This is a genomic window from Streptomyces yatensis, from assembly GCF_018069625.1.
Taxonomy (GTDB): Bacteria; Actinomycetota; Actinomycetes; order Streptomycetales; family Streptomycetaceae; genus Streptomyces; species Streptomyces yatensis.
The window spans coordinates 5,958,899-5,980,811 of the sequence record NZ_CP072941.1; the positions used below are offsets into that span (position 1 = coordinate 5,958,899).

Here is a 21,913-nt window from a genome sequence, read left to right on the forward strand (position 1 = left end):
GGAGGCCGGGACGGCCTCGATCACCTCTGCAACCCCTGAAGGAGCCGCCATGACCGCCCCGAGCCCGTGCGTGCTCGCCGTGATCCCCGCCCGCGGCGGGTCGAAGGGCGTCCCCGCGAAGAACCTCGCCGCCGTGGGAGGCGTGCCGCTGGTCGTTCGCGCCGTCATGGAGTGCCGGGCCAGCCGGCTGGTGACCGACGTGGTCGTCTCCACCGACGACGCCGGGATCGCCGCCGCCGCCCGCGGTGCGGGCGCCGTGGTCATCCAGCGGCCCACCGACATCGCCGGTGACACCGCCACCAGCGAGGCCGCGGTGATCCACGCCATGGACACGTACGAGGCGTCGCACGACACCACCGTGGACGTGGTCCTGCTGGTGCAGTGCACCAGCCCGTTCATCATCCGCGAGGACATCGACGGAGTGGCCGCGGCGGTCGCCGAGAAGGGCGCCGACACCGCCCTGACCGTGGCCCCCTTCCACGGCTTCGTCTGGCGCGAGGGCGAGGACCCCGCGGCGGACGGCGGCGACGGCGTCAACCACGACAAGTCCTACCGCCCGCGCCGCCAGGACCGCCCCCAGGACTTCCTGGAGACCGGCGCCGCCTACGCGATGGACGCCCGCGGCTTCCGCGAGGCCGGGCACCGCTTCTTCGGCCGCACCGACCTGGTGCGCACCGACCCCGCCCGGGTGCTGGAGATCGACGATCCGCACGATCTGGCCCGCGCCCGCGCGCTCGCCCCACTGCTCGACGCCGAGCGGCCGGGCGCCCTCGCTCACCTGCCGACACGTGACGACATCGACGCGGTGGTACTCGACTTCGACGGCACCCAGACCGACGACAGGGTGCTGGTCGACTCCGAAGGACGCGAACTCGTGGCCGTGCACCGCGGCGACGGGCTCGGGATCGCCGCCCTGCGCCGCGCGGAGCTGGCGCTGTTGATCCTGTCCACGGAAAAGAACCCGGTCGTCGCCGCACGGGCCCGCAAACTCCAGGTCCCCGTGCTCCACGGCATCGACCGAAAAGATCTCGCACTGAAGCAATGGTGCGAGGAGCAGGGCATCGCGCCGGAGCGCGTGCTCTACGTCGGCAACGACGTCAACGACCTCCCGTGCTTCGGCCTCGTCGGCTGGCCCGTGGCGGTCGCAGGTGCGCACGACGTCGTGCGCGGCGCTGCACGTGCGGTCACCTCCACCCCCGGAGGAGACGGCGCGATCCGCGAGATCGCCTCGTGGATTCTCGGAAAGGAACTGTCTTAAGTGAGCTCCAACTCTCGCCTCCGCACCCTCGGTGACAAGATCGCCGGACCCGGCCACCCGGTCTACGTCACCGGTGAGATCGGCATCAACCACAACGGCGACCTGGAGAACGCGTTCAAGCTGATCGACGTCGCCGCCGAGGCCGGCTGTGACGCGGTCAAGTTCCAGAAGCGAACCCCGGAGATCTGCACCCCCCGTGACCAGTGGGACATCGAGCGTGACACCCCCTGGGGCCGGATGACCTACATCGACTACCGCCACCGCGTGGAGTTCGGCGAGGACGAGTACACCGCCATCTCCGAGCACTGCAAGAAGCGCGGCATCGACTGGTTCGCCTCCCCGTGGGACACCGAGGCCGTCGCCTTCCTGGAGAAGTTCGACGTCCCGGCCCACAAGGTGGCCTCGGCCTCGCTGACCGACGACGAGCTGCTGCGCGCCCTGCGGGCGACCGGCCGCACCGTCATCCTGTCGACGGGCATGTCCACCCCCAAGCAGATCCGCCACGCGGTGGAGGTGCTGGGCAGCGACAACATCCTGCTGTGCCACGCCACCTCCACGTACCCGGCCAAGGCCGAGGAGCTCAACCTGCGCGTGATCAACACGCTGCAGGCCGAGTACCCCAACGTGCCGATCGGCTACTCCGGCCACGAGACCGGTCTGCAGACCACGCTGGCCGCCGTCGCGCTGGGTGCCGCGTTCGTCGAGCGCCACATCACCCTCGACCGCGCCATGTGGGGCTCGGACCAGGCCGCCTCCGTCGAGCCGCAGGGCCTGACGCGGCTGGTGCGCGACATCCGCACCATCGAGGAGTCCCTCGGTGACGGCGTCAAGAAGGTCTACGAGAGCGAGCTCGGCCCGATGAAGAAGCTCCGCCGTGTCGCGGGCGTCGTCGCCGAGTCCGAGTCCGCCGACCGCGAGCCCGCCGCGGTCTGAGGCACTCTGCCGTGAATCCTCCGGCCGGTGTGCCCGGCCCTCGCCCGGAAGCGGCGGGCACCTCTGACGCGTCAGAGGCTGCCCGCCGCCTCCGGGCCCTGCCTTTGGACGGTGCGATGGTCTCCGCTGCCCCCCTTGCCCCTCCGGCCACACTCGCCTTCGTCGAGAGCCCGGTTCAGCTGCTGAACGTGCTGGAGTGGGCGTACGCCGACGCCCGGCGCGCCCAGGGCCCGGAGGCCACCGCGCCCCAGGACCTCACCGTCGTGGTGCTCTCCCCGCACGACCCGATGACCCGCGGCCAGCTGCGCCGGATGGCCGAGCTGGCGCGGGACGAGGGCTTCGCCGTGCGCTGGGAGGACGCGCGGGGCGGGGCCGGTGCGCCGGTCAAGACCATCAGCGGGCTGCGCGGACCGCTGCGCCGGGCCGCGCGGATCGTGATAGGCGATCCGTTCTCCCGCTATGTCCAGCTGCTGCTGACCCTCACCCGCGCCAAGGACCTGGTCGTGGTGGACGACGGCACGGCCACCATGGAGTTCATCTCCCAGATCGCCAAGGGCGAGCCCCTGGTGCGCTGGCACCGGCGCGGCAACCGGGGACCGCGCGACATGGTGTTCGCGCCGGTCTCCGCCACCGCGCGCCGCCGTCTCACCCCGGGCGCCAAGCGCCGGGTCGAGGTCTTCAGCTCGATGCCGGTGGAGGCGCCCGACGGGGTCACCGTCACCGCCAACGACTTCGCCTGGACCCGGGCCCGGTTCGGCCCGCCCCGGCTCACCGGCGGCACCGACCTGGTCGGGACCTCCCTGGTGGAGACGGGCGTGGTGGACCTGGAGCGCTATCTGGAGGCGGTCGGCTCGCTGACCCGCGCCCATGGCGCCACCCGCTACTTCGCCCACCGCCGCGAGAGCGCCGAGAAGCTGCACCGGGTCTCGGCCGAGGTGGGGCTGGAGATCGTACGGCCCGATCTGCCGCTCGAGCTGATAGCCCGCCGGGGCCCCATCGGCCACACGATCGTGAGCTTCCCCTCGACCGTGGTGCACACCCTGCCGCTGGCGCTGGTGGGCACCGGTGTGCAGGTCGCGGTCTGCGATGTGGACCCCGCCTGGCTGACCAGCAACGCCTCCCCGCGCGCCCAGGGCTTTCTGTCCGGGGTCACCGGGACGGCACGCGATGTGCGCCGGCTGAACTCGGGGCCGTCCACGGACGCGGCGCCGCCGAGAGAGGCGGCGCCGCCCAGGGACACCATCCCGCAGCGGGAGGCGGCCCCGCCGGCCAAGCCGAGCCCGCCCGCGAAGCCGGTCGCGGCCTCCTGAGAGCGGGCGGCGTCCTGAGAGCGCGAGCGGCGTCCGGAGACCGCTCGCCGCGTCCTCGGACCTCCTGGAACTGTCTCGGGTCCTGAGACCGTCGCCCGTACGGCCGTGTGGCGCTGATCACCCGCGGCCGCTCGGAAAACGAGCTGTTATACCCCCTGACAAGGGGGATCATGCGCCGGGCCGGATATTTTTGCGTACCCGAAGAGATTGAATTTTTGTTGATCGACATTCGGTGGGCCCACCTGGCGTTCTACGCTTCTTCAGGTGAAGCAATTGATGTCCCTCGATGCGACCGATGCCACACCCGCCGATGCGCCGGCCCTGCCCGGCACGCTCCCCGACGAGCTGCGTGCCGAACTCATCGCCTTCCGGCGCGATGTACACATGCACCCCGAGCTCGGCAACTGCGAGTTCCGCACCACCGCCGCGATCAAGGCGCGGCTGGAGCAGGCGGGACTCGAGCCGCGGGTGCTCCCCTCCGGCACCGGCCTCATCTGTGACATCGGCCCGCGCGATGGCGTAGCGCCCCTGCTGGCGCTGCGCGCGGACATCGACGGACTGCCCATTCCCGACACCAAGACGGTCGACTACCGCTCGACCATCGCCGACCGCGCCCACGCCTGCGGCCACGATGTGCACACCACCGTGGTGCTCGGCGCCGGTCTGGTCCTGGCCGAGCTGGCCCGCGAGGGACGGCTGGCGCGTCCGGTGCGGCTGCTGTTCCAGCCCGCCGAGGAGGTGCTGCCCGGCGGCGCGGCCGACGCGATCGAGGCGGGCGTGCTGGACGGCGTCGGCCGGATCCTGGCACTGCACTGCGACCCGAAGGTCGAGGTCGGCCGGATCGGGCTGCGCGTCGGGCCGATCACCTCGGCCTGCGACCGGCTGGAGATCTCGCTGAACGGTCCGGGCGGCCACACCGCGCGCCCCCATCTGACCACCGACCTGGTGACCGCCACCGCCAAGGTGATCACCGAGGTGCCCGCGCTGCTGGCCCGCCGGGTCGACGCCCGCTCGGGCCTGGCCGTCACCTGGGGCCGGGTGGAGTCGGGCCACGCCTGCAATGTGATCCCGCAGCACGCCGAGCTGTCCGCCACGGTCCGCTGCCTGGACCTGCCCGCCTGGCGCGAGGCCCCCGACCTGGTGCATGCCGCGGTGGACGAGATCGCCACCCTCCACCGCGCCAAGTCGGAGATCAACTACATCCGCGGGGTCCCGCCGGTGGTCAACGAGGCGAGCTCCGCCGAGCTGCTCCGGGACGCCATGATCGCCCGCCGCGGCGCGCACGCGGTCGAGGACACCGAACAGTCCCTGGGCGGCGAGGACTTCTCCTGGTACCTGGAGCGGGTGCCCGGCGCGATGGCCCGGCTGGGCGTCCGCACGGTCGGCGACACCACCCGCCGCGACCTCCACGCGGGCGACTTCGACGTGGACGAGGGCGCCATCGCGGTGGGCGTGGAGCTGTTCACTGCCGCGGTCCTGCTCGACCGGAACGCGTAGACCCGGGCGGGCGGATGGCCTACGCCGCCCGGACCCGGCATCTCCGCGGCCGGGTCCGCACCGGCCCACCCGCTGCTTGTTGACGTACGCCCCCTCGTCCTGCCGCCGGGCCGGGCGAGGAGCTTTCGTCATGCCCGGCGCGATGCGCCGTCCGGCCAGACGACATCCACGGGGATGTCCGCCTCGCGCGCCTGGTGTACTACGTCCGCCGTCCCGCCGCCCTTGCCCGTGGGCGGCCGGCCGTTCCACACGGCCACCAGCCGATCGGCACGCTCCAGCAGCACGGCGTTCGCCGCTTCGTACGCTTGACGGTTCGCCGTGGCATGAGGCATCACCAGCACTTCGTCCGCTGCCTCCACCAGCCGGTCGAAGGTATCGGCATGCTCCGGCTTCACCTTCGCCTGCCGATAGTCCTCCGAAGGGATCACCACAGCCAGGCGCCCGCCCGCGGCCAGCACCGCATCCGCGAAGAGGCTGTCGCTGCCTTGCGCGATGCACGACACACCTACCAGGCCGGCGGGCTCATAGGCGGCAAGGATCTTGTCCAGCTCTCCTCGCACCAGCGGCACCGACGCGTCGTTGATGTCCATGTGCCCCGTCACAGCGATCGTCGTCATCGCGCCTTCCTCGTCATGCGGTCAGCAGGCCCCGGATGCTACCGCGCACGTCCGCCACGGCCCGGGGTACGCCGTCTCCCACTGTGTAGGGGTAGGGGTACAGCTGTGCCAACTGTGCGCGCACGCGACCGGAGCGAAGGCTGGTCCCGGCGCCTCATCCGGCGGGCCGCATACGAGGCCGTACCGGGCGCGGGTACGGTCGCGTCATGTAACCGAAACGGTCCGTAGACCTCGCGGACACGAGAGGTTCGCGACGATCCGATAACGGCTTCCGAGGGGGCCTTTATCTGGCATCTACGCGCGTTACGATGCGGCGGAGCCAGCGCCGCAAGGGGCGCTTCGAGATCATCAGAGGGGACCCTCGTGCGCCGGGTATCCACGATAGCTGTCGCGGGCATTGCCACCGCGGCTCTCGCATTTTCCGTCACCGCGTGTGGCAGCAGCTCCGAAGAGGGAAGCAAGGACGCCGGCATCGGCCTGGCCTACGACGTCGGTGGCCGTGGCGACCACTCCTTCAACGACTCCGCCGCCAAGGGCTATGACAAGGCCCTGAAGGACTTCGACGTCAAGGGCAAGGAGCTGACGGCGAAGGACGGCGACACCGACGCCGACCGCTACGACAAGCTGGCGAGCCTCGCCGAGGCGGGCTACAACCCCGTCATAGGCGTCGGCTACGCGTGGACCCCCTCGCTCACCAAGGCCGCCAAGAAGTACAAGGACACCGACTTCGCCATCGTCGACTCGGTCGTCGAGGCCAAGAACGTGGCCAGCCTGGTCTCCGCCGAGCACGAGGGCTCCTACCTCGCCGGTGTGGCCGCGGGCCTGAAGACCAAGTCCAACAAGGTCGGCTTCATCGGCGGCACCGACAGCGCGCTGATCAAGAAGTTCGCGGGCGGCTTCCAGCAGGGCCTGAAGGACACCAACCCCAAGGCGTCCCTGGACGTCCAGTGGGTGCAGGTCGGTTCGCCCAAGGGCTTCGGCATGCCGGACCGCGGCAAGGACATCGCCGAGGGCATGCTCTCCAACAAGGTCGACGTGATCTTCTCCGCGGCCGGCGGCTCCGGCGCGGGCGCCATCGAGGCGACCGCCGGGAAGAAGGGCACCTGGTCGATCGGCGTCGACGGCGACCAGTACTACGACAAGGGCCTGGCCCAGTACAAGAACTCGATCATGACCTCCATGGTCAAGACCGTGGACGGTTCGGTCTACGACTTCATCAAGAGCGTCATCAAGGACAAGAAGCCCGAGAGCGGCGTCCAGTCCTACGACCTCAAGCGCGGCGGCGTCTCCCTCTCGTACTCCGGCGGATTCATCAACGACATCAAGCCGAAGATCGAGGCGGCCAAGAAGAAGATCGTCGACGGCCAGATCAAGGTCAACGACACCTACAAGGACTGACCCTCGGGCCACGGACCCGTACGGCACCCCCTCCCGGGCGTCCGCCCGGGTCCGTGGCACACCCGGCCGGCCCGGCCCCCGGCCCGCCCCACCTCCGTCGCCCCTCAGGAGTGCGCCATCGAAGCCGCCAGCCCACCCAAGGGCGCTCCCGCCGGTGCCGTCACCGACGTCGCCGTAGAACTCCACGGAATCACCAAGCGGTTCCCCGGAGTCGTCGCCAACCACGACATCGACATCACTGTGCGCCGCGGCACCGTGCACGCCCTCGTGGGCGAGAACGGCGCGGGCAAGTCGACCCTGATGAAGATCCTCTACGGGATGCAGCGCCCGGACGAGGGCACCATCGCGATCGACGGCGAGACGGTGGAACTGCACTCCCCGGCCGACGCCATATCCCGCGGAGTGGGCATGGTGCACCAGCACTTCATGCTCGCCGACAACCTCACCGTGCTGGAGAACGTGGTCCTCGGCGCGGAGAAGCTGCACGGCATCAGCGGCAAGGCGCGCGCCCGGATCAAGGAGATATCCGACGCCTACGGGCTGGGGGTGCGCCCCGATGTCCTCGTCGAGAACCTGGGCGTGGCGGACCGTCAGCGCGTGGAGATCCTCAAGGTCCTCTACCGGGGCGCCCGGACGCTCATCCTCGACGAGCCGACCGCCGTCCTCGTACCGCAGGAGGTCGACGCGCTCTTCGACAACCTCCGCGAACTCAAGTCCGAGGGCCTGACGGTGCTGTTCATCTCGCACAAGCTGGGCGAGGTGCTCTCGGTGGCCGATGACATCACCGTCATCCGCCGCGGCACCACGGTCGCCTCCGTCGCACCCTCCGAGACCAACCCCCGGCAGCTGGCCGAGCTGATGGTCGGCAGCGAGCTGCCCTCGCCGGAGACCCGCGAATCCACCGTCACCGACACCGAGATGCTCGTCGTGGAGGCACTGCGGCTGAGCGCCACCGACGTGGACGGGGTCGAGCGGGCCGTGCTCGACGACATCGCCTTCACCATCCGCAAGGGCGAAGTCCTCGGCATCGCCGGTGTGGAGGGCAACGGCCAGGCCGAACTGGTCGAGGCCATCATGGGCATGCGCGACCCCGACGCCGGCACCATCACCCTCGACGGCGCCGACATCTCCCACGCCCCCACCCGCAAGCGGCGCGAGGACGGCATCGGCTACATCCCCGAGGACCGCCACCGGCACGGACTGCTGCTGGAGGCGCCGCTGTGGGAGAACCGCATCCTCGGCCATGTCACCGAGGTGCCCAACAGCAAGGGCGGGCTGCTCAATCCGTCCGCCGCCCGCCGGGACACCGAGCGGATCGTCGCCGAGTACGACGTCCGCACCCCCGGCATCGAGGTCACCGCGGCCTCGCTGTCCGGCGGCAACCAGCAGAAGCTGATCGTCGGCCGGGAGATGAGCCACCACCCCAAGCTGCTGATCGCCGCGCACCCCACCCGGGGTGTGGACGTGGGCGCCCAGGCGCAGATCTGGGATCAGATCCGCACCGCGCGCCGTGAGGGGCTGGCCGTGCTGCTGATCTCGGCCGACCTGGACGAGCTGATCGGCCTGTCCGACACCCTGCGGGTGATGTTCCGCGGCCGGCTGGTCGCCGACGCCGACCCCGCCACCATCACCCCGGAGGAGCTGGGCTCGGCCATGACCGGCGCCGCCTCCGGCCGTCTGGACCACCCGGCCGACGACGGGACCGAGGCCGCGACCGGGGGAGAGGCCCGATGAAGAAGCTGGACAAGGAGCGGGTGCTGCTCGCGGTCGCCGCCCCGGTGCTGGCGCTCGCCGCCGCGTTCGTGGTGACCGCGCTGGTGCTGCTGGCGACCGGCAAGGAGCCGTTCAACGCCTTCGGCATCATGTTCGACTACGGGGTGAAGGCCGACAGTCAGGTCTACATCCTCAACAAGGCGACGACGTACTACCTGGCGGGGCTCTCGGTGGCCATCGGCTTCCGGATGAACCTCTTCAACATCGGCGTCGACGGCCAGTACCGGCTCGCCGCCTTCTTCGCCGCCGTCGTCGGCGGGGCGCTGGAGCTGCCGGGGCTGGTGCAGATCCCGCTGATCATCCTGGTCGCCATGCTCGTCGGCGCCATGTGGGCGTCCATCGCCGGTCTGCTGAAGGTCTACCGGGGCGTCAGCGAGGTGATCAGCACCATCATGCTGAACTCCCTCTCCGGCATCCTCATCAGCTATCTGCTGGTGGACGGCCGGCTGGCCGACCTCGACAAGCAGACCAACATCGTGGCCACCGACCCGCTGCCGTCCTCCAGCCACTTCTTCACCTTCCCGGCCGGCGGCGACCTCGACCCCATCTGGGGCTTCATCGTCGTCGCGGCGCTCGCGGGCGTCGGCTTCTGGTTCCTGCTCGGGCGCACCCGGTTCGGCTTCGACCTGCGCGCGGTGGGCCGCTCCGAGTCCGCCGCCCAGGCCAGCGGCGTCAACGTCAAGCGCATGGTGCTCACCAGCATGCTGCTCTCGGGCGCGATGGCCGGTCTGATCGGCATGCCGACCCTGCTCAACGACACCCACCAGTTCACCTCCGACTTCCCGACCGGCATCGGCTTCACCGGTATCGCCATCGCGCTGCTCGGCCGCAACAACCCGGTCGGCATCGCGCTGGCCGCCGTGCTGTGGGGCTTCCTGGAGCGTGGCGCCAACCGCCTGGAGTTCGAGGGCTACGACAAGGAAATCGTCGGCGTGATGCAGGGCGTGATCGTCCTGTGTGTCGTCATCGCGTACGAACTGGTGCGCCGCTACGGGCTCAAGCGCCAGCAGCAGAGGGTCGGCGCGGAGCTCGCCGCCCAGGCCAGGGCCGACAAGGGCATCGACAAGACGGAGGTGCCGGCATGAGTGCCACGGTGACCACCACCAAGAGCACGAGCACGCCGGGCAAGGGGAACGGGCCCGCCTCCCGGATGTCCCTGGGCAAGGTGCTGCTGATCGTCGCCGGGGCGCTGGTCGCGCTGTCGGTGCTGCGGGCATTCGTCGACGCCGCCCAGCAGGCGGACTTCGACCGCGTCACCTCCTCCGGGCAGATCGCCGCCGCGCTCTCCATGGCCGTGCCCATCGGCCTCGCGGGCCTCGGCGGGCTGTGGTCCGAGCGGGCCGGTGTGGTCAACATCGGCCTCGAGGGCATGATGATCCTCGGCACCTTCTTCGGCGCCTGGGCGGGCTACCAGACCAACCCCTGGGTGGGCGTGCTCGCGGGCGTCCTCGGCGGCGCGCTCGGCGGTCTGGTCCACGCGGTGGCCACCGTCACCTTCGGGGTGGACCACATCATCTCCGGTGTGGCGATGAACATCCTCGCCCTCGGCGCCACCACCTATCTGGCCAAGCGCTGGTTCGAGCCGCTGTCCGACATCGGCGGCTCCCCGAAGAACTCCCCGCAGGTCGACCCCATCCAGACGTTCACCGTCCCCGGACTGTCCGACTGGCTCGCGGACCTGGAGAACCACCACTGGTTCCTGGTCTCGGACGTCGCCGGCATCCTCGGCGGTCTGGTCACCGACATCTCCGCGCTGACCGTCGTCTCCATCCTCCTGGTCGTGGGCAGCTTCTTCGCCCTGTGGCGGACCTCGTTCGGACTGCGGCTGCGGTCCTGCGGTGAGAACCCGACGGCGGCCGAATCCCTCGGCGTCAACGTCTACCTCTACAAGTACGCGGCCGTGGTGATCTCCGGCGCCCTCGCCGGGCTCGGCGGCGTCTTCCTCGCCCTCGTCCGCTCGCACATCTACAACGAGGGCCAGACCGGCGGCCGCGGCTACATCGGCCTCGCCGCCATGCTCTTCGGCAACTGGCGGCCGGGCGGCCTGGCGATGGGCGCCGGCCTCTTCGGCTACTCCGACGCCCTGCAGCTGCGCAACGGCGGGGCGACCGTCCACGCCCTGCTGCTCCTGGTCGCACTCGGCCTCGCCGCGCTGGCGGTCTGGCGGATTGTCCGCAAGAGTTATGTCGCGGGCGCGGTGTCCGGCGCCGCGGCCGTCGCGCTGCTGCTGTGGTACGCCCTGACCGACACGGTCCCCAACGACCTGGTCAGCGCCACGCCGTACATCGTGACCCTGCTGGTCATGGGGCTCGCCTCACAGCGGCTGCGGATGCCCAAGGCGAACAACAGGCCCTATCGAAAGGGGCAGGGCACATGAGCACTTCCGCCCCCGACTGGGACGGTTTGCGCGCACTGGCCCGGGACGCCATGTCCCGGGCCTACGCCCCCTACTCGGACTTCCCGGTGGGCGCCGCCGCGCTCGTCGACGACGGCCGCACGGTCAGCGGCTGCAATGTGGAGAACGCGGCCTATGGCGTCGCGCTGTGCGCCGAATGCGGGCTGATCTCCTCCCTCGTCGCCTCCGGCGGCGGCCGCCTCACCGCCTTCACCTGCTGCGACCGCGAGGGCGCCGTGCTGATGCCCTGTGGCCGTTGCCGTCAGCTGCTGTGGGAGCACGGCGGCCCCGAGCTCCAGATCGACACCCTCACCGGCATCCGCCCGCTCGCCGAACTCCTCCCGGACGCCTTCGGCCCCGCCGATCTGCGCCGCGCCGCCACCCACGGCTGACGACCGCGCGCCGCCCCGGCCCACCCGGTCGGCCCCCCGCATACGAAAGGCCCCGTACCGCCCCATGGACGCCATCTCCGTCATCCGCGCCAAGCGCGACGGCACCCGCCTGACCGACGCCCAGATCGACTGGGTCATCGACGCCTACACGCGCGGCGAGGTGGCGGACGAGCAGATGTCCGCCCTCGCGATGGCGATCTTCCTCAACGGCATGGACCGGGCCGAGATCGCCCGCTGGACCGCCGCGATGATCGCCTCCGGTGAGCGGATGGACTTCTCCTCGCTGCCGCGCCCGACCGCCGACAAGCACTCCACCGGCGGCGTCGGCGACAAGATCACCCTGCCGCTCGCCCCCCTCGTGGCCGCCTGCGGAGCCGCCGTACCGCAGCTCTCCGGCCGGGGCCTCGGCCACACCGGCGGCACCCTCGACAAGCTGGAGTCCATCCCCGGCTGGCGCGCACAGCTCTCCAACGAGGACATGCTGGCCGTCCTGCGCGACGTGGGCCCGGTCATCTGCGCGGCGGGCGAGGGCCTGGCCCCGGCCGACAAGAAGCTGTACGCGCTGCGCGATGTCACCGGGACGGTCGAGTCGATCCCGCTCATCGCCTCCTCGATCATGTCCAAGAAGATCGCCGAGGGCACCGGCTCCCTGGTCCTGGACGTCAAGGTGGGCTCCGGCGCCTTCATGAAGGACATCGACTCCGCGCGCGAACTGGCCACCACGATGGTCGGCCTCGGCAAGGACCACGGCGTCCGCACGACCGCCCTCCTCACCGACATGTCCACCCCGCTCGGCCGCACCGCGGGCAACGCCCTCGAGGTCCGCGAGTCCGTGGAGGTCCTGGCGGGCGGCGGCCCGGCCGACGTCGTCGAGCTCACCCTGGCCCTGGCCCGCGAAATGCTGGACGCGGCGGGCCTGCCGGACGCCGACCCCGCCAAGGCCCTGGCCGACGGCACGGCGATGGACCACTGGCGCCGCATGATCGCCGCCCAGGGCGGCGACCCGGACGCGTCGTTGCCGGTGGCCCGCGAACAGCACATCGTCACCGCGGAGTCCACCGGCGTCCTCACCCGCCTCGACGCCTATGCGGTCGGCCTCGCCGCCTGGCGCCTGGGCGCGGGCCGCGCCCGCAAGGAGGACCCGGTCCAGGCGGGGGCGGGCGTCGAGCTCCACGCCAAACCGGGCGACCGCGTCACCACGGGCCAGCCCCTCCTCACGCTCCACACCGACACGCCGTCGACCTTCGCCTATGCCTTGGAGGCGCTGAAGGACGCGGTGACCTACGCCCCCCAGGACACGGACTTCACCCCCACCCCGATCGTGCTGGAACGCATCGCCTGATCGGGCGCGGCCCCGGGGCCGCACGCCGGGTGCGGGCCGTGGGCGCCTCCGGCGGAAAGCCCCCACCCCGCCCCTTCCCACAGCATCAATATGCGGCTCCGCCGCGTGGGGGGCTCCCTCACCCCCGCCGGGGCTCCGCCCCGGACCCGCTCCTCAAACGCCGGAGGGGCTGGATTCACGCCCCCCGGGCCGAACGTGGACCGGACCGCCGCGCAACGGCCGGAGGCGGCTTGGGTCACCGGGGCGAGGTCGCCGACGAGACGGGAGGGGGCGGGGTCGGAGGGGTGGTGTCCTGGACGCTTACGTGTATTTGTGGCGCCAATCCCCGACCAACTCAACGCCCCTGGCCAATGGCGCCGTAAATATGCGGTCCAGGGCGCCGCCCCGGAGGCCCCGCCCCCGGCACCCACCACGCACAGCGGGCGCACCCCAGCAACCACCACGCACCCGCACCCGCACCCGAACCGCACCACACCCCGGCGCACCACCCACGCACCCACACACACCCGCACACAGCGGAACCCGCACCCAACTACGTCAGCAGCTGACCCCGCCGCCCCAGCAGGAACCTCTTGAAGGCCGCCACCGGCGGCGTGTCCGGGTGTCCGTCCAGCCAGGCGACACCGATCTCGCGGACGGCACGCGGCGCGGTGACGGTGAGCTCGGCCACCCCGGGGCGGGGAACCGCGGGCGGCGGGAGGAGAGCCACCCCAAGGCCCGCCGCGACCAGGCCGCGCAGTGTCTCCGCCTCCTCGCCCTCGAAGGCGATCCGCGGCGTGAACCCCGCCTCCGCGCACAGCGCATCGGTGATGCGCCGCAGCCCGTAGCCCGGTTCCAGCGTGACGAACAGCTCCGAGGCGGCCTCGGCGAGCCGGATCCGGCGGCGCCCGGCCAGGCGGTGGTCGTCGGGGACCACCAGCCGCAGCCGCTGTTCGTCCAGGCGGCGGGCGACCAGGTCGGGGGCGTCCGGCACCGGGGAGGTCAGGCACAGGTCGAGCCCGCCGGCGCGCATCCGCTCGATCATCGCCTCGCCGTAGTTCTGGACCAGTTGGAACCGCACGCGCGGATGGTCCACCCGAAAGCTCCGGATCAGACCGGGCACGGTCTCGGTCCCCAGCGTGTGCAGGAAGCCGAACGAGACCAGGCCCGCCGCCGGATCCGCGTCGGCCCGTACGGACTCGGCGGCGCGGTCGACCTCGGCGAGGGCCCGTTCGACCGAGCGCAGGAACGTCCGTCCCGCCGGGGTGAGCGCCACCGTACGGCCCCGGCGGGCGAAGAGCGCCACGCCCAGGTCCTCCTCCAGCCGGACCATCGCCCGGCTGAGCGTCGACTGGGGCACCCCCAACTCCTGTGCGGCCCGGGTCACATGCTCATGGCGGGCGACGGCGGCGAACTGGGCGAGGCGCGGTGTGAGGGTGGCGGCCCAGGACTCCGCCTCGACATCTACTGTCACCGGAATGTCGTTTTCGTAACTGATGCGTGACACCTGCGACCCTGACCTTTACTCATGCTGCAGTGGATTGATTATCGCCATTCCGTGCATTGGACGCATCAACCGTGCTTACGTACGGTCGAAGCATGCCTCCCGCTGATACCGGGGCGTCCACCGGAACCCACCGTGTGGACGCCTCCGCTTCGATGCCTTCGATGACTTCGATGCCGACGAACCCGAACTCCTCCCAGCCCGCCGCCTCGAGCAACGCGAGCACCTCGAGCGACGCGAGCTCCGCGCCCAAGCAGATGAGCCCGGGCCACCCCGGTTACGTCCGGATGCGGCTCGCCCTCTTCACCTCCGGACTCGCCACCTTCGCCCTGCTCTACTCCACCCAGGCGCTGCTCCCCGCGATCTCCGACGATCTGCGGGTCCAGGCGGACCAGGCCAGCTGGAGCGTCTCCGCGGCCACCTTCGGCCTGGCGCTCGCGGTCGTGCCGCTGAGCGCGCTGTCCGAGCGGTTCGGCCGACGCGCCATGATGACCGGCTCGCTCACGGTCGCGGTCCTCCTCGCCCTGCTGGTGCCGTTCGCACCGGACCTGGGCTGGCTGATCGGACTGCGCGCGGTCCAGGGCGTGGCGCTGGCCGGGATCCCGGCCTCCGCGATGGCGTATCTCGCGGAGGAAGTTCACCCGAAGGCGTTGGTCGGCGCGATCGGGCTGTTCGTGGCCGGTAACAGCGTCGGTGGTATGAGCGGCCGGATCCTCACCGGCTGGGTGGCGGACGCCTGGGGCTGGCGGGCCGCGCTGGCCGCGGTCGGCGCGATGGCGCTGCTGTGCGCGGTGGCCTTCCGGCTGCTGCTCCCCAAGGCCCGGAACTTCACCCCGGCCGCGGTGAGCCCGCGGGCCCTGGCCCGCACCCTCGCCGGGCATCTCTCCGATCCGCTGCTGTGCCGGCTGTACGCGATCGGCGCGCTGTTCATGACGGTCTTCGGCGGGGTCTACACGGTCATCGGCTACCGGCTGGTGGCCGAGCCCTTCGGCCTCTCGCAGAGCCTGATCGGCTCGATCTTCCTGATCTACCTGGTCGGCACGGTCTCCTCGGCGGCGACCGGCAAGCTGGTCGGCCGGCTCGGGCGGCGCGGCGCGCTGTACGTCGCGGTGTCCACGACGGCGGCCGGACTGCTGCTGTCCCTGCTGAACTCGATCCCGGCGGTGCTGGCCGGTCTGGTGCTGATCACCGCGGGCTTCTTCGCGGGCCACGCGGCGGCCTCCTCGGCGGTGAGCCGTACGGCCAAGACCGGACGCGCCCAGGCCGCGGCGCTCTACCAGGCGTCGTACTACATCGGCAGCAGCGTGGGCGGTGCGCTGGGCGCGCTCGCCTTCCACGCGGCCGGATGGGGCGGCACGGTCGCCATGGGCCTGGTGGCGGTCGGCGGCGCGGCGGCGATCACGGTGTACGCGACGCGCAAGGCACAGGCCGAACGGCGCGCGGAGGCCGCGCGCCGCGAGCTGGTCGGCGCACCGGCCTAGCCCGACCCGACCCCGGGCGCTTGCCCGGCGCAGCTGAAGCGGCAGCCCTCTGTAGCCGCAGCCCTCTGAAGCGGCAGCGCCCCTCTGTAGCCGCAGCCCTCCGAAGCGGCAGCGCCCCTCTGTAGCCGCAGCCCTCCGAAGCCCGAAGGGGCCGTCTCCGCCACTGTCCCGGCGGGGCCGGCCCCTTCGCCCATGGGGGGCGGGGTGTCGCCGCACCCGGCAGCGAACACCAGCCCCCCGAGGCACCCCAAAGCGCAAGCGCCCTCAGCGCCGCAGGTTCGCCCCGAACCCCGAAGCCAGCGGCATCCGCAGCCCCAGCGGCGGCGGAGCCGCCAGGGCGTCGGCGACCGGGCGGGAGAAGCCGGAGTGGAAGAGGGAGCCGAGGAGGAAGTCCACGGCCAGCGCCTGCACCTCGGAGCGGTGCTGATGCAGCCCGTGCCCGTCGGTGTGCACCTCGAAGCGGCACACATCGCGGTTGGCCTTCTTCGCCCGCTCCGCCAGCCGGTAGGACAGCTCGGGGTCGGACCGCTCGTCGTTCGTGCCGTGAGCGATCAGCACCTGCCGTCCCACCAGCTGCTTCACCGGCTCGGGTTCGAGCACCTCGTCCGGTGCCGGAAGCCAGGGCGCCAGCGCCACCACCGAGGTGACGGCCGGGTGCCCGGCGGCGCGGAGGGCGGCCCGCCCGCCCACGCCGTGGCCCGCGAGGCAGACCGGCACATCGCCGTAGCGCCGCACCACCTCCTCCACGGCCCACGTGGCATCGGAGGCGGGATCGGCGGCGGCCCCGTTCCAGCCCCGGCGCCGGTAGTGGACGACATGACCGGCCAGCCCCTCCTCCCGGCCCGCCCGGACCAGCCGCCGGGCCAGTGGCAGGGCGGCGGCCACCGAGAGTCTGGAGGGCCGTCTCGTCCCGTTGGGTTCGCCCTCGGGGAGGAGCAGCACCACACCGTGTACGGTCCTTTGCGCGGCGGCCGCGCCCATCGGCCGCCCCAGCCGTGCGCCCCGCTCGGGCAACGCTTGCTGAGCCATGGCGACACGATCGCAGAAGGATTGGTGTACTCCACTACCCGTGCGGGTCACTGTTCCGTATCTATCCCTCACGTTCTACGCGCGTAGGGGCTATGGTGCCCAGATGACGAGCGAGCACAGCCACGAGCCCACCCCCGAACAGATCCGCCGCGCCCCCAAGGTGCTGCTCCACGACCACCTCGACGGCGGGCTGCGCCCCGGCACGATCGTCGACCTCGCGAGGGAGACGGGGTACGACGCGCTGCCGGAGAACGAGCCCGACAAGCTGGGTGTCTGGTTCCGCGAGGCGGCGGACTCCGGATCGCTGGAGCGCTATCTGGAGACGTTCTCCCACACCGTCGGCGTGATGCAGACCCGCGACGCGCTCGTCAGGGTCGCCGCCGAATGCGCCGAGGACCTCGCCGAGGACGGCGTCGTCTACGCCGAGATCCGCTACGCCCCCGAACAGCACCTGGAGGGCGGGCTGACCCTGGAGGAGGTCGTCGAGGCGGTCAACGAGGGCTTCCGCCAAGGGGAGCGGCGGGCCTGGGAGAACGGCCACCGCATCCGGGTGGGCGCCCTGCTGACCGCGATGCGGCACGCGGCCCGCGCCCTGGAGATCGCCGAACTCGCCAACCGCTACCGCGACCTGGGCGTGGTCGGCTTCGACATCGCGGGCGCCGAGGCCGGTTTCCCGCCCACCCGGCACCTGGACGCCTTCGAGTATCTGAAGCGGGAGAACAACCACTTCACGATCCACGCGGGCGAGGCGTTCGGGCTGCCGTCCATCTGGCAGGCGCTCCAGTGGTGCGGCGCCGACCGGCTGGGCCACGGCGTCCGCATCATCGACGACATCAAGGTCGCGGACGACGGCTCCCTCGCCCTCGGCCGCCTCGCCTCGTACGTCCGCGACAAGCGCATCCCGCTGGAGCTGTGCCCGACCTCCAACCTCCAGACGGGCGCGGCCAGTTCCTACGCCGAGCACCCCATCGGGCTGCTCCGCCGACTGCATTTCCGTGCCACCGTGAATACGGATAATCGTCTGATGAGCGGGACGAGCATGAGCGCGGAATTCCAGCATCTTGTATCAACGTTCCATTACACGCTCGACGACATGCAATGGTTCACGGTCAATGCCATGAAATCGGCCTTCATTCCTTTTGACGAACGTCTGGCGATGATCAGTGACGTGATCAAGCCCGGATACGCCGAGCTGAAGTCCGAATGGCTGTTCCGGAATGTGGCCTCCGCGTCGGCTGTGACCAGGGATTCCGCGTCCGAGGGCAGCTGACCGGGCGCACTGGGCCCAGGGCCCGGGCGGGGTTTCGGGGGCGGTTTTCGACGTTTGCGGGCAGCCGAAATCCATGACTACGTTTCCGTATCGGTCAAGCCCCCGTCTCAAGGACAGATTTCTGATGAAGCAGGGAACGCTCAAGACTCTCGGTGTCATTGCCCTCGGCGCCGTCGCCGTCATCACCGGAGGCAGCGCCGCGTCCGCGGCCCCCAGCGCGCCGGTTCCGGGCGGCTCCGCGGGCCGTGTCGCCGCCCCGGGGCAGCCCGCCGCCCAGCCCGGAAAGCCCGCCGCCCAGGCCAAGCCCGGCCAGGGCATGCTGGGTCAGCTCCCGCTGCAGGGTCTGCCGACCAGCAACCTCATCAAGCTGGGCTGATCTCCGCCTTGGCACCACGGCCGGGCCGCACATCCCGATGGGGTGTGCGGCCCGGCCGTTTCCGTATGCCAGGGTTGCGCCGTTGCGCCGCTAGGCCGCTGGGCCTGGGCCGCCCGGCCGTTACGCCGCCGGGCCGCGATGCCGCCCGAGCCGGGTCACCACGCCTCGCGGTAGGCGTCCTCCGCCGGAAGCAGGAACCACAGCGCGAGATAGAGCAGGAACTGCGGCCCCGGCAGCAGACACGAGACCACGAACAGCACCCGCATCGTCGTCGGCGTGGTCCCGAAGCGCCGGGCGAGACCCGCGCAGACACCGGCGATCTTCTTCTCGTGGCGGGGGCGGACCAGCGGTGCGCTCATGAGGGGACTCCTCCTTGTCGAGTGGGCTCGGGAAGAGCCAAGTTCCCGATGTCCTCAACGCTATGTCCGCGTGCCGGAGGAGACGTCGCTCCACGGTGCGATCCCGACCCTGGGAATCGTCGGGGTCGGAGCCTGGGCGCCGTCGTCCCGGCGGAGGGGCGCGGCCCGACCCCGGTCGGCCCGACGGCGGAGCCGCGTCCGGACGGCGGGGACCACCAGTACGTGCGCGAGGGCGACCCCGACGGTGTTCAGCAGCACCGAGTCCACGTTCATGATCTGCCCGGTCACCTCGCTGCGCAGCAGCGCCACCCCCAGGGCCGCCATCGCCCCGCTGAAGGCCGTACGGGCCAGTGAGGCCAGCGGATACGCCGCCACCCGGCCCCCGGCCAGCGGCAGCAGCACCCCCAGCGGCGCGAGCAGCAGCAGCCCGCCTCCGATGGAGCGGACGGCCTCCCAGGGGCTGAGCGCCAGATCGGCGCGGATGGTGGCCAGGGGTTCGAGGGTCGCGGCGGACACCCAGGGCACGTTGGTCGGTCGCAGGGTCAGCCAGCAGACGAACGCGAGATGTGCGACGAGGAGGACGAAGCCCGCGACGCGGTAGCGAAAGGCGGCCCTGCGGCCGAAGGGACCCTGCACGAAAATCAGGACGCCGCCCGCGGGGGTCGTGGTTCCGCTCGCACCCCGCTGGTCAGCACCTTGTTACCGATAAGTCGCCGACCTGGGACGAGGCGGTACCGACAGGTGACGAATCAGGAGACCAGGACCCCGGAGTTGACCGCGATCATGGGGTTGCGGCGCATCTCCTCGGTGCACCGGTACGCCTTGAGCGGATCCCGCTGGCTGTCCGGGCCGCCGAGCACCACCTTGCCGTCCTCCCCGGCCACCGTGGTGTCCGCGAGCGTGCAGACGATCTGCGCCAGCGCCAGGGACTGGATCTCCTCCGGCGACCGGCTCAGCCGCAGCGCGCTGTCCGGGTCGTCCTTGGCCGGACCGGAGATCTCCACCCAGTCCTCGACCGCCGTGGAGAACCCGGCCGCCGCCTCGGCCGCCGTCGGCGGCAGCCGCAGCTGCTCCAGCAGCGCCTGGGCTACCCGCACCGGCTCCGGGGACGTCTTCTCCTCGCCCGGCCGGGTCGTCCGGCTCACCGACAGGATCCGCGAGGAGCACAGCAGATAGATCCGTACGGAGCCCCGGCTCATCCCCTCGGCGGCCCGCTCCGACTCGGGCGCCCGGCAGGACGCCCGCGAGGGCGCGGCCCCGGCGTCCACCGGCACCGAGGTGCCGCGTATCCCGCAGCCGGCCGCCAGCAGGGCGACCGCGCCGGCCAGCAGAAGAGCGGCCGACCGGCTCGACCGGCTCCACCGCGCGCTCATGGCCTGCCCTCCTCGTTCCGGCCCGTGCCCCTGGCCGAATTCCCGCCCTTGTCCTTGCCCTTGCCCTTGCTCCAGGTCCTGCCCTTGTCCCTGGCCCTGCCGCCGCCGTCACCGTCGCCGTCGCGCTCGCCCTCGGCGGCGCCCTCGCGGTCGAGATCGTCGAGATCGCCGAGCTCGTCCTCGGCCTCGTCGGAGGCGATCCGGGAGGCGTCCATCGGCAGCCGCAGTGTGAAGACGGCCCCGCCCTCCGGGGAGTTCGCGGCGCTGATGTCACCGCCGTGGATATGCGCGTTCTCCATCGCGATCGACAGCCCGAGCCCGCTGCCCTCCGAGCGCGGGCGGGACGCGCTCGCCTTGTAGAACCGGTCGAAGACATGCGGCAGCACATCCTCGGGGATGCCCGGACCGTGGTCCCGGACCTTGATCAGCAGCTCATCGCCGTCGGTGCGCACCGAGACCCGCACCGGCGAGCCGCCGTGCTTGAGCGCGTTCCCGATCAGATTCGCCAGGATCACATCCAGCCGCCGCGGATCCAGCCGGGCCACGATCCCGCGCGCCGCGTCCAGCTCCACCGCGTCCAGCCAGGCGCGGGCGTCGATGCACGCCGTCACCTGGTCGGCGACATCGACATCGTCGAGCACCAGCCGGGCCGTGCCCGCGTCGAAGCGGGTCACCTCCATCAGGTTCTCCACCAGGTCGTTCAGCCGCCGGGTCTCGCTCACCACCAGCTGCACCGCCGGAGCGATCATCGGGTCGAGCGAATCGGCCTCCTCCTCCAGCACCTCCGAGACGGCCGTGATCGCGGTGAGCGGGGTCCGCAGCTCATGCGACATGTCCGCGACGAAGCGTCGGCTGGACGCCTCCCGCGCGGACAGCTCCGCCACCCGCTTCTGCAGCCGCTCCGCGGCCCGGTTGAAGGTGTGGGAGAGATTGGCCAGCTCATCGGAGCCCGAGACCTGCAGCCGGGTGTCCAGATGCCCCTCGCCCAGCCGGTACGCCGCCTCCCCGAGCCGCTGCACCGGCCGCAGCACCGTGGCCGCGGCGGCCTGCGCCAGCAGCGCGGCGCCGATCAGCGCGAGCCCGGTGGCGATCCCCAGCGACCAGGCGAGGGAGTTCAGATCCTGGCGCTCGGTGTCCAGGGACTTGAGCATGTAGCCGGTCGGCCCGCCACCGTTCACCTTGGCCCCACCGACGAGATACGGGGTGCCGTCCAGCGTGATCCGCTGCCAGTAGAGGTGGTACGGGGAGGTGTTCCCCTTGCCCACCGGGCGCTTCTGGTCCACCGCGCGCCGCAGTGACGCGGGCACCGCGTCGAGGGTGAACAGGCGCTTGTCCGAGGCGGCCGGACAGCTTCCGGCATCCCGGGTCCGGGTGATCAGCAGCACCTCGTACTTCTGGGTGTTGTCCGCCATACGACCCGCGGCATCCCGCAATTCGGAACAAGTCGGGACGGAGGGCAACGGATCGGTGTCGTCCTTCAGCGATTTACGGAACTCGTCCAGCGCCGCGTCCTGGGTACGGGTCAGCACCGCGTCACGGTTCAGCCAGTACGCGATGGCCGACGCGGACACGGCGGCGGTCAGCGCCACCAGGCCGAAGACCAGCATCAGCCGCAACCGCAGGCTGA

Annotated in this window: 20 protein-coding genes; 13 read left to right on the top strand and 7 right to left on the bottom strand. The window is 71.4% G+C overall.

What is annotated here, in order from left to right; genetic code table 11:
* The first annotated feature begins 49 nt into the window (after positions 1-49).
* From J8403_RS25070 to J8403_RS25085, 4 genes are all read left to right on the top strand, one after another.
* Complete coding sequence (locus tag J8403_RS25070) at positions 50-1,258, top strand: acylneuraminate cytidylyltransferase (protein WP_211125131.1); 1,209 nt, start codon at positions 50-52, stop codon at positions 1,256-1,258.
* Positions 1,259-2,191, top strand: a complete 933-nt coding sequence (locus J8403_RS25075; protein WP_211125132.1) for an N-acetylneuraminate synthase family protein — start codon at positions 1,259-1,261, stop codon at positions 2,189-2,191.
* A 116-nt stretch (positions 2,192-2,307) separates the two neighbouring features.
* Positions 2,308-3,501 carry a hypothetical protein gene (locus J8403_RS25080; RefSeq protein WP_211125133.1) on the top strand — a complete coding sequence of 398 codons (1,194 nt, stop codon included), beginning with the start codon at positions 2,308-2,310 and terminating at the stop codon, positions 3,499-3,501.
* A gap of 276 nt (positions 3,502-3,777) precedes the next feature.
* Complete coding sequence (locus tag J8403_RS25085; protein WP_211128419.1) at positions 3,778-4,998, top strand: amidohydrolase; 1,221 nt, start codon at positions 3,778-3,780, stop codon at positions 4,996-4,998.
* 128 nt (positions 4,999-5,126) lie between these two features.
* On the opposite strand, the gene J8403_RS25090 is transcribed toward J8403_RS25085, so the two are convergent.
* Positions 5,127-5,615: a hypothetical protein gene (locus tag J8403_RS25090; RefSeq protein WP_211125134.1), complete on the bottom strand. Its 489-nt coding sequence runs from the start codon at positions 5,613-5,615 to the stop codon at positions 5,127-5,129.
* A gap of 363 nt (positions 5,616-5,978) precedes the next feature.
* On the opposite strand from J8403_RS25090, the gene J8403_RS25095 reads away from it, so the two are divergent.
* The 6 genes from J8403_RS25095 to J8403_RS25120 all read left to right on the top strand — a co-directional run bounded on the left by J8403_RS25095 (position 5,979) and on the right by J8403_RS25120 (position 12,915).
* Entirely contained in the window at positions 5,979-7,013 is a 1,035-nt protein-coding gene (locus J8403_RS25095) for a BMP family lipoprotein (protein WP_211125135.1), read from the top strand.
* A 117-nt stretch (positions 7,014-7,130) separates the two neighbouring features.
* Complete coding sequence (locus J8403_RS25100; RefSeq protein ID WP_211128420.1) at positions 7,131-8,747, top strand: ABC transporter ATP-binding protein; 1,617 nt, start codon at positions 7,131-7,133, stop codon at positions 8,745-8,747.
* On the top strand, positions 8,744-9,871 hold the full coding sequence (locus tag J8403_RS25105; RefSeq protein WP_211125136.1) for an ABC transporter permease: 1,128 nt from the start codon (positions 8,744-8,746) through the stop codon (positions 9,869-9,871). The genes J8403_RS25100 and J8403_RS25105 overlap by 4 nt, the downstream gene beginning before the upstream one ends.
* Positions 9,868-11,163 carry an ABC transporter permease gene (locus J8403_RS25110; protein ID WP_211125137.1) on the top strand — a complete coding sequence of 432 codons (1,296 nt, stop codon included), beginning with the start codon at positions 9,868-9,870 and terminating at the stop codon, positions 11,161-11,163. The genes J8403_RS25105 and J8403_RS25110 overlap by 4 nt, the downstream gene beginning before the upstream one ends.
* The gene (locus J8403_RS25115) at positions 11,160-11,573 is read left to right on the top strand and encodes a cytidine deaminase (protein ID WP_211125138.1); all 414 of its coding nucleotides are present in this window, start codon (positions 11,160-11,162) and stop codon (positions 11,571-11,573) included. The genes J8403_RS25110 and J8403_RS25115 overlap by 4 nt, the downstream gene beginning before the upstream one ends.
* Positions 11,574-11,637: 64 nt before the next feature.
* Positions 11,638-12,915 carry a thymidine phosphorylase gene (locus J8403_RS25120; RefSeq protein ID WP_211125139.1) on the top strand — a complete coding sequence of 426 codons (1,278 nt, stop codon included), beginning with the start codon at positions 11,638-11,640 and terminating at the stop codon, positions 12,913-12,915.
* A gap of 532 nt (positions 12,916-13,447) precedes the next feature.
* On the opposite strand, the gene J8403_RS25125 is transcribed toward J8403_RS25120, so the two are convergent.
* Complete coding sequence (locus J8403_RS25125) at positions 13,448-14,368, bottom strand: LysR family transcriptional regulator (RefSeq protein WP_425519830.1); 921 nt, start codon at positions 14,366-14,368, stop codon at positions 13,448-13,450.
* Positions 14,369-14,655: 287 nt separating this feature from the next.
* On the opposite strand from J8403_RS25125, the gene J8403_RS25130 reads away from it, so the two are divergent.
* On the top strand, positions 14,656-15,879 hold the full coding sequence (locus J8403_RS25130) for an MFS transporter (RefSeq protein WP_425519902.1): 1,224 nt from the start codon (positions 14,656-14,658) through the stop codon (positions 15,877-15,879).
* Positions 15,880-16,143: 264 nt separating this feature from the next.
* Here the strand turns inward: J8403_RS25130 and J8403_RS25135 are convergent, their stop codons facing one another.
* Positions 16,144-16,908, bottom strand: a complete 765-nt coding sequence (locus tag J8403_RS25135) for an alpha/beta hydrolase (RefSeq protein ID WP_211125141.1) — start codon at positions 16,906-16,908, stop codon at positions 16,144-16,146.
* Between the two features lie 103 nt (positions 16,909-17,011).
* On the opposite strand from J8403_RS25135, the gene J8403_RS25140 reads away from it, so the two are divergent.
* On the top strand, positions 17,012-18,178 hold the full coding sequence (locus J8403_RS25140; protein WP_211125142.1) for an adenosine deaminase: 1,167 nt from the start codon (positions 17,012-17,014) through the stop codon (positions 18,176-18,178).
* 124 nt (positions 18,179-18,302) lie between these two features.
* Positions 18,303-18,554 carry an ATP-binding protein gene (locus J8403_RS25145; protein ID WP_211125143.1) on the top strand — a complete coding sequence of 84 codons (252 nt, stop codon included), beginning with the start codon at positions 18,303-18,305 and terminating at the stop codon, positions 18,552-18,554.
* A gap of 155 nt (positions 18,555-18,709) precedes the next feature.
* Here the strand turns inward: J8403_RS25145 and J8403_RS25150 are convergent, their stop codons facing one another.
* The 4 genes from J8403_RS25150 to J8403_RS25165 form a co-directional block, all read right to left on the bottom strand.
* Complete coding sequence (locus tag J8403_RS25150; RefSeq protein ID WP_014061318.1) at positions 18,710-18,913, bottom strand: PspC domain-containing protein; 204 nt, start codon at positions 18,911-18,913, stop codon at positions 18,710-18,712.
* A gap of 60 nt (positions 18,914-18,973) precedes the next feature.
* Entirely contained in the window at positions 18,974-19,549 is a 576-nt protein-coding gene (locus J8403_RS25155) for a VanZ family protein (protein ID WP_211125144.1), read from the bottom strand.
* Positions 19,550-19,662: 113 nt separating this feature from the next.
* A complete protein-coding gene (locus J8403_RS25160) occupies positions 19,663-20,286 on the bottom strand; it encodes a hypothetical protein (RefSeq protein WP_211125145.1) in 624 nt (207 codons plus the stop codon).
* Positions 20,283-21,893, bottom strand: coding sequence for a sensor histidine kinase (locus tag J8403_RS25165; protein ID WP_246586373.1), 1,611 nt, complete (start codon positions 21,891-21,893; stop codon positions 20,283-20,285). The genes J8403_RS25160 and J8403_RS25165 overlap by 4 nt, the downstream gene beginning before the upstream one ends.
* Positions 21,894-21,913: the final 20 nt, after the last annotated feature.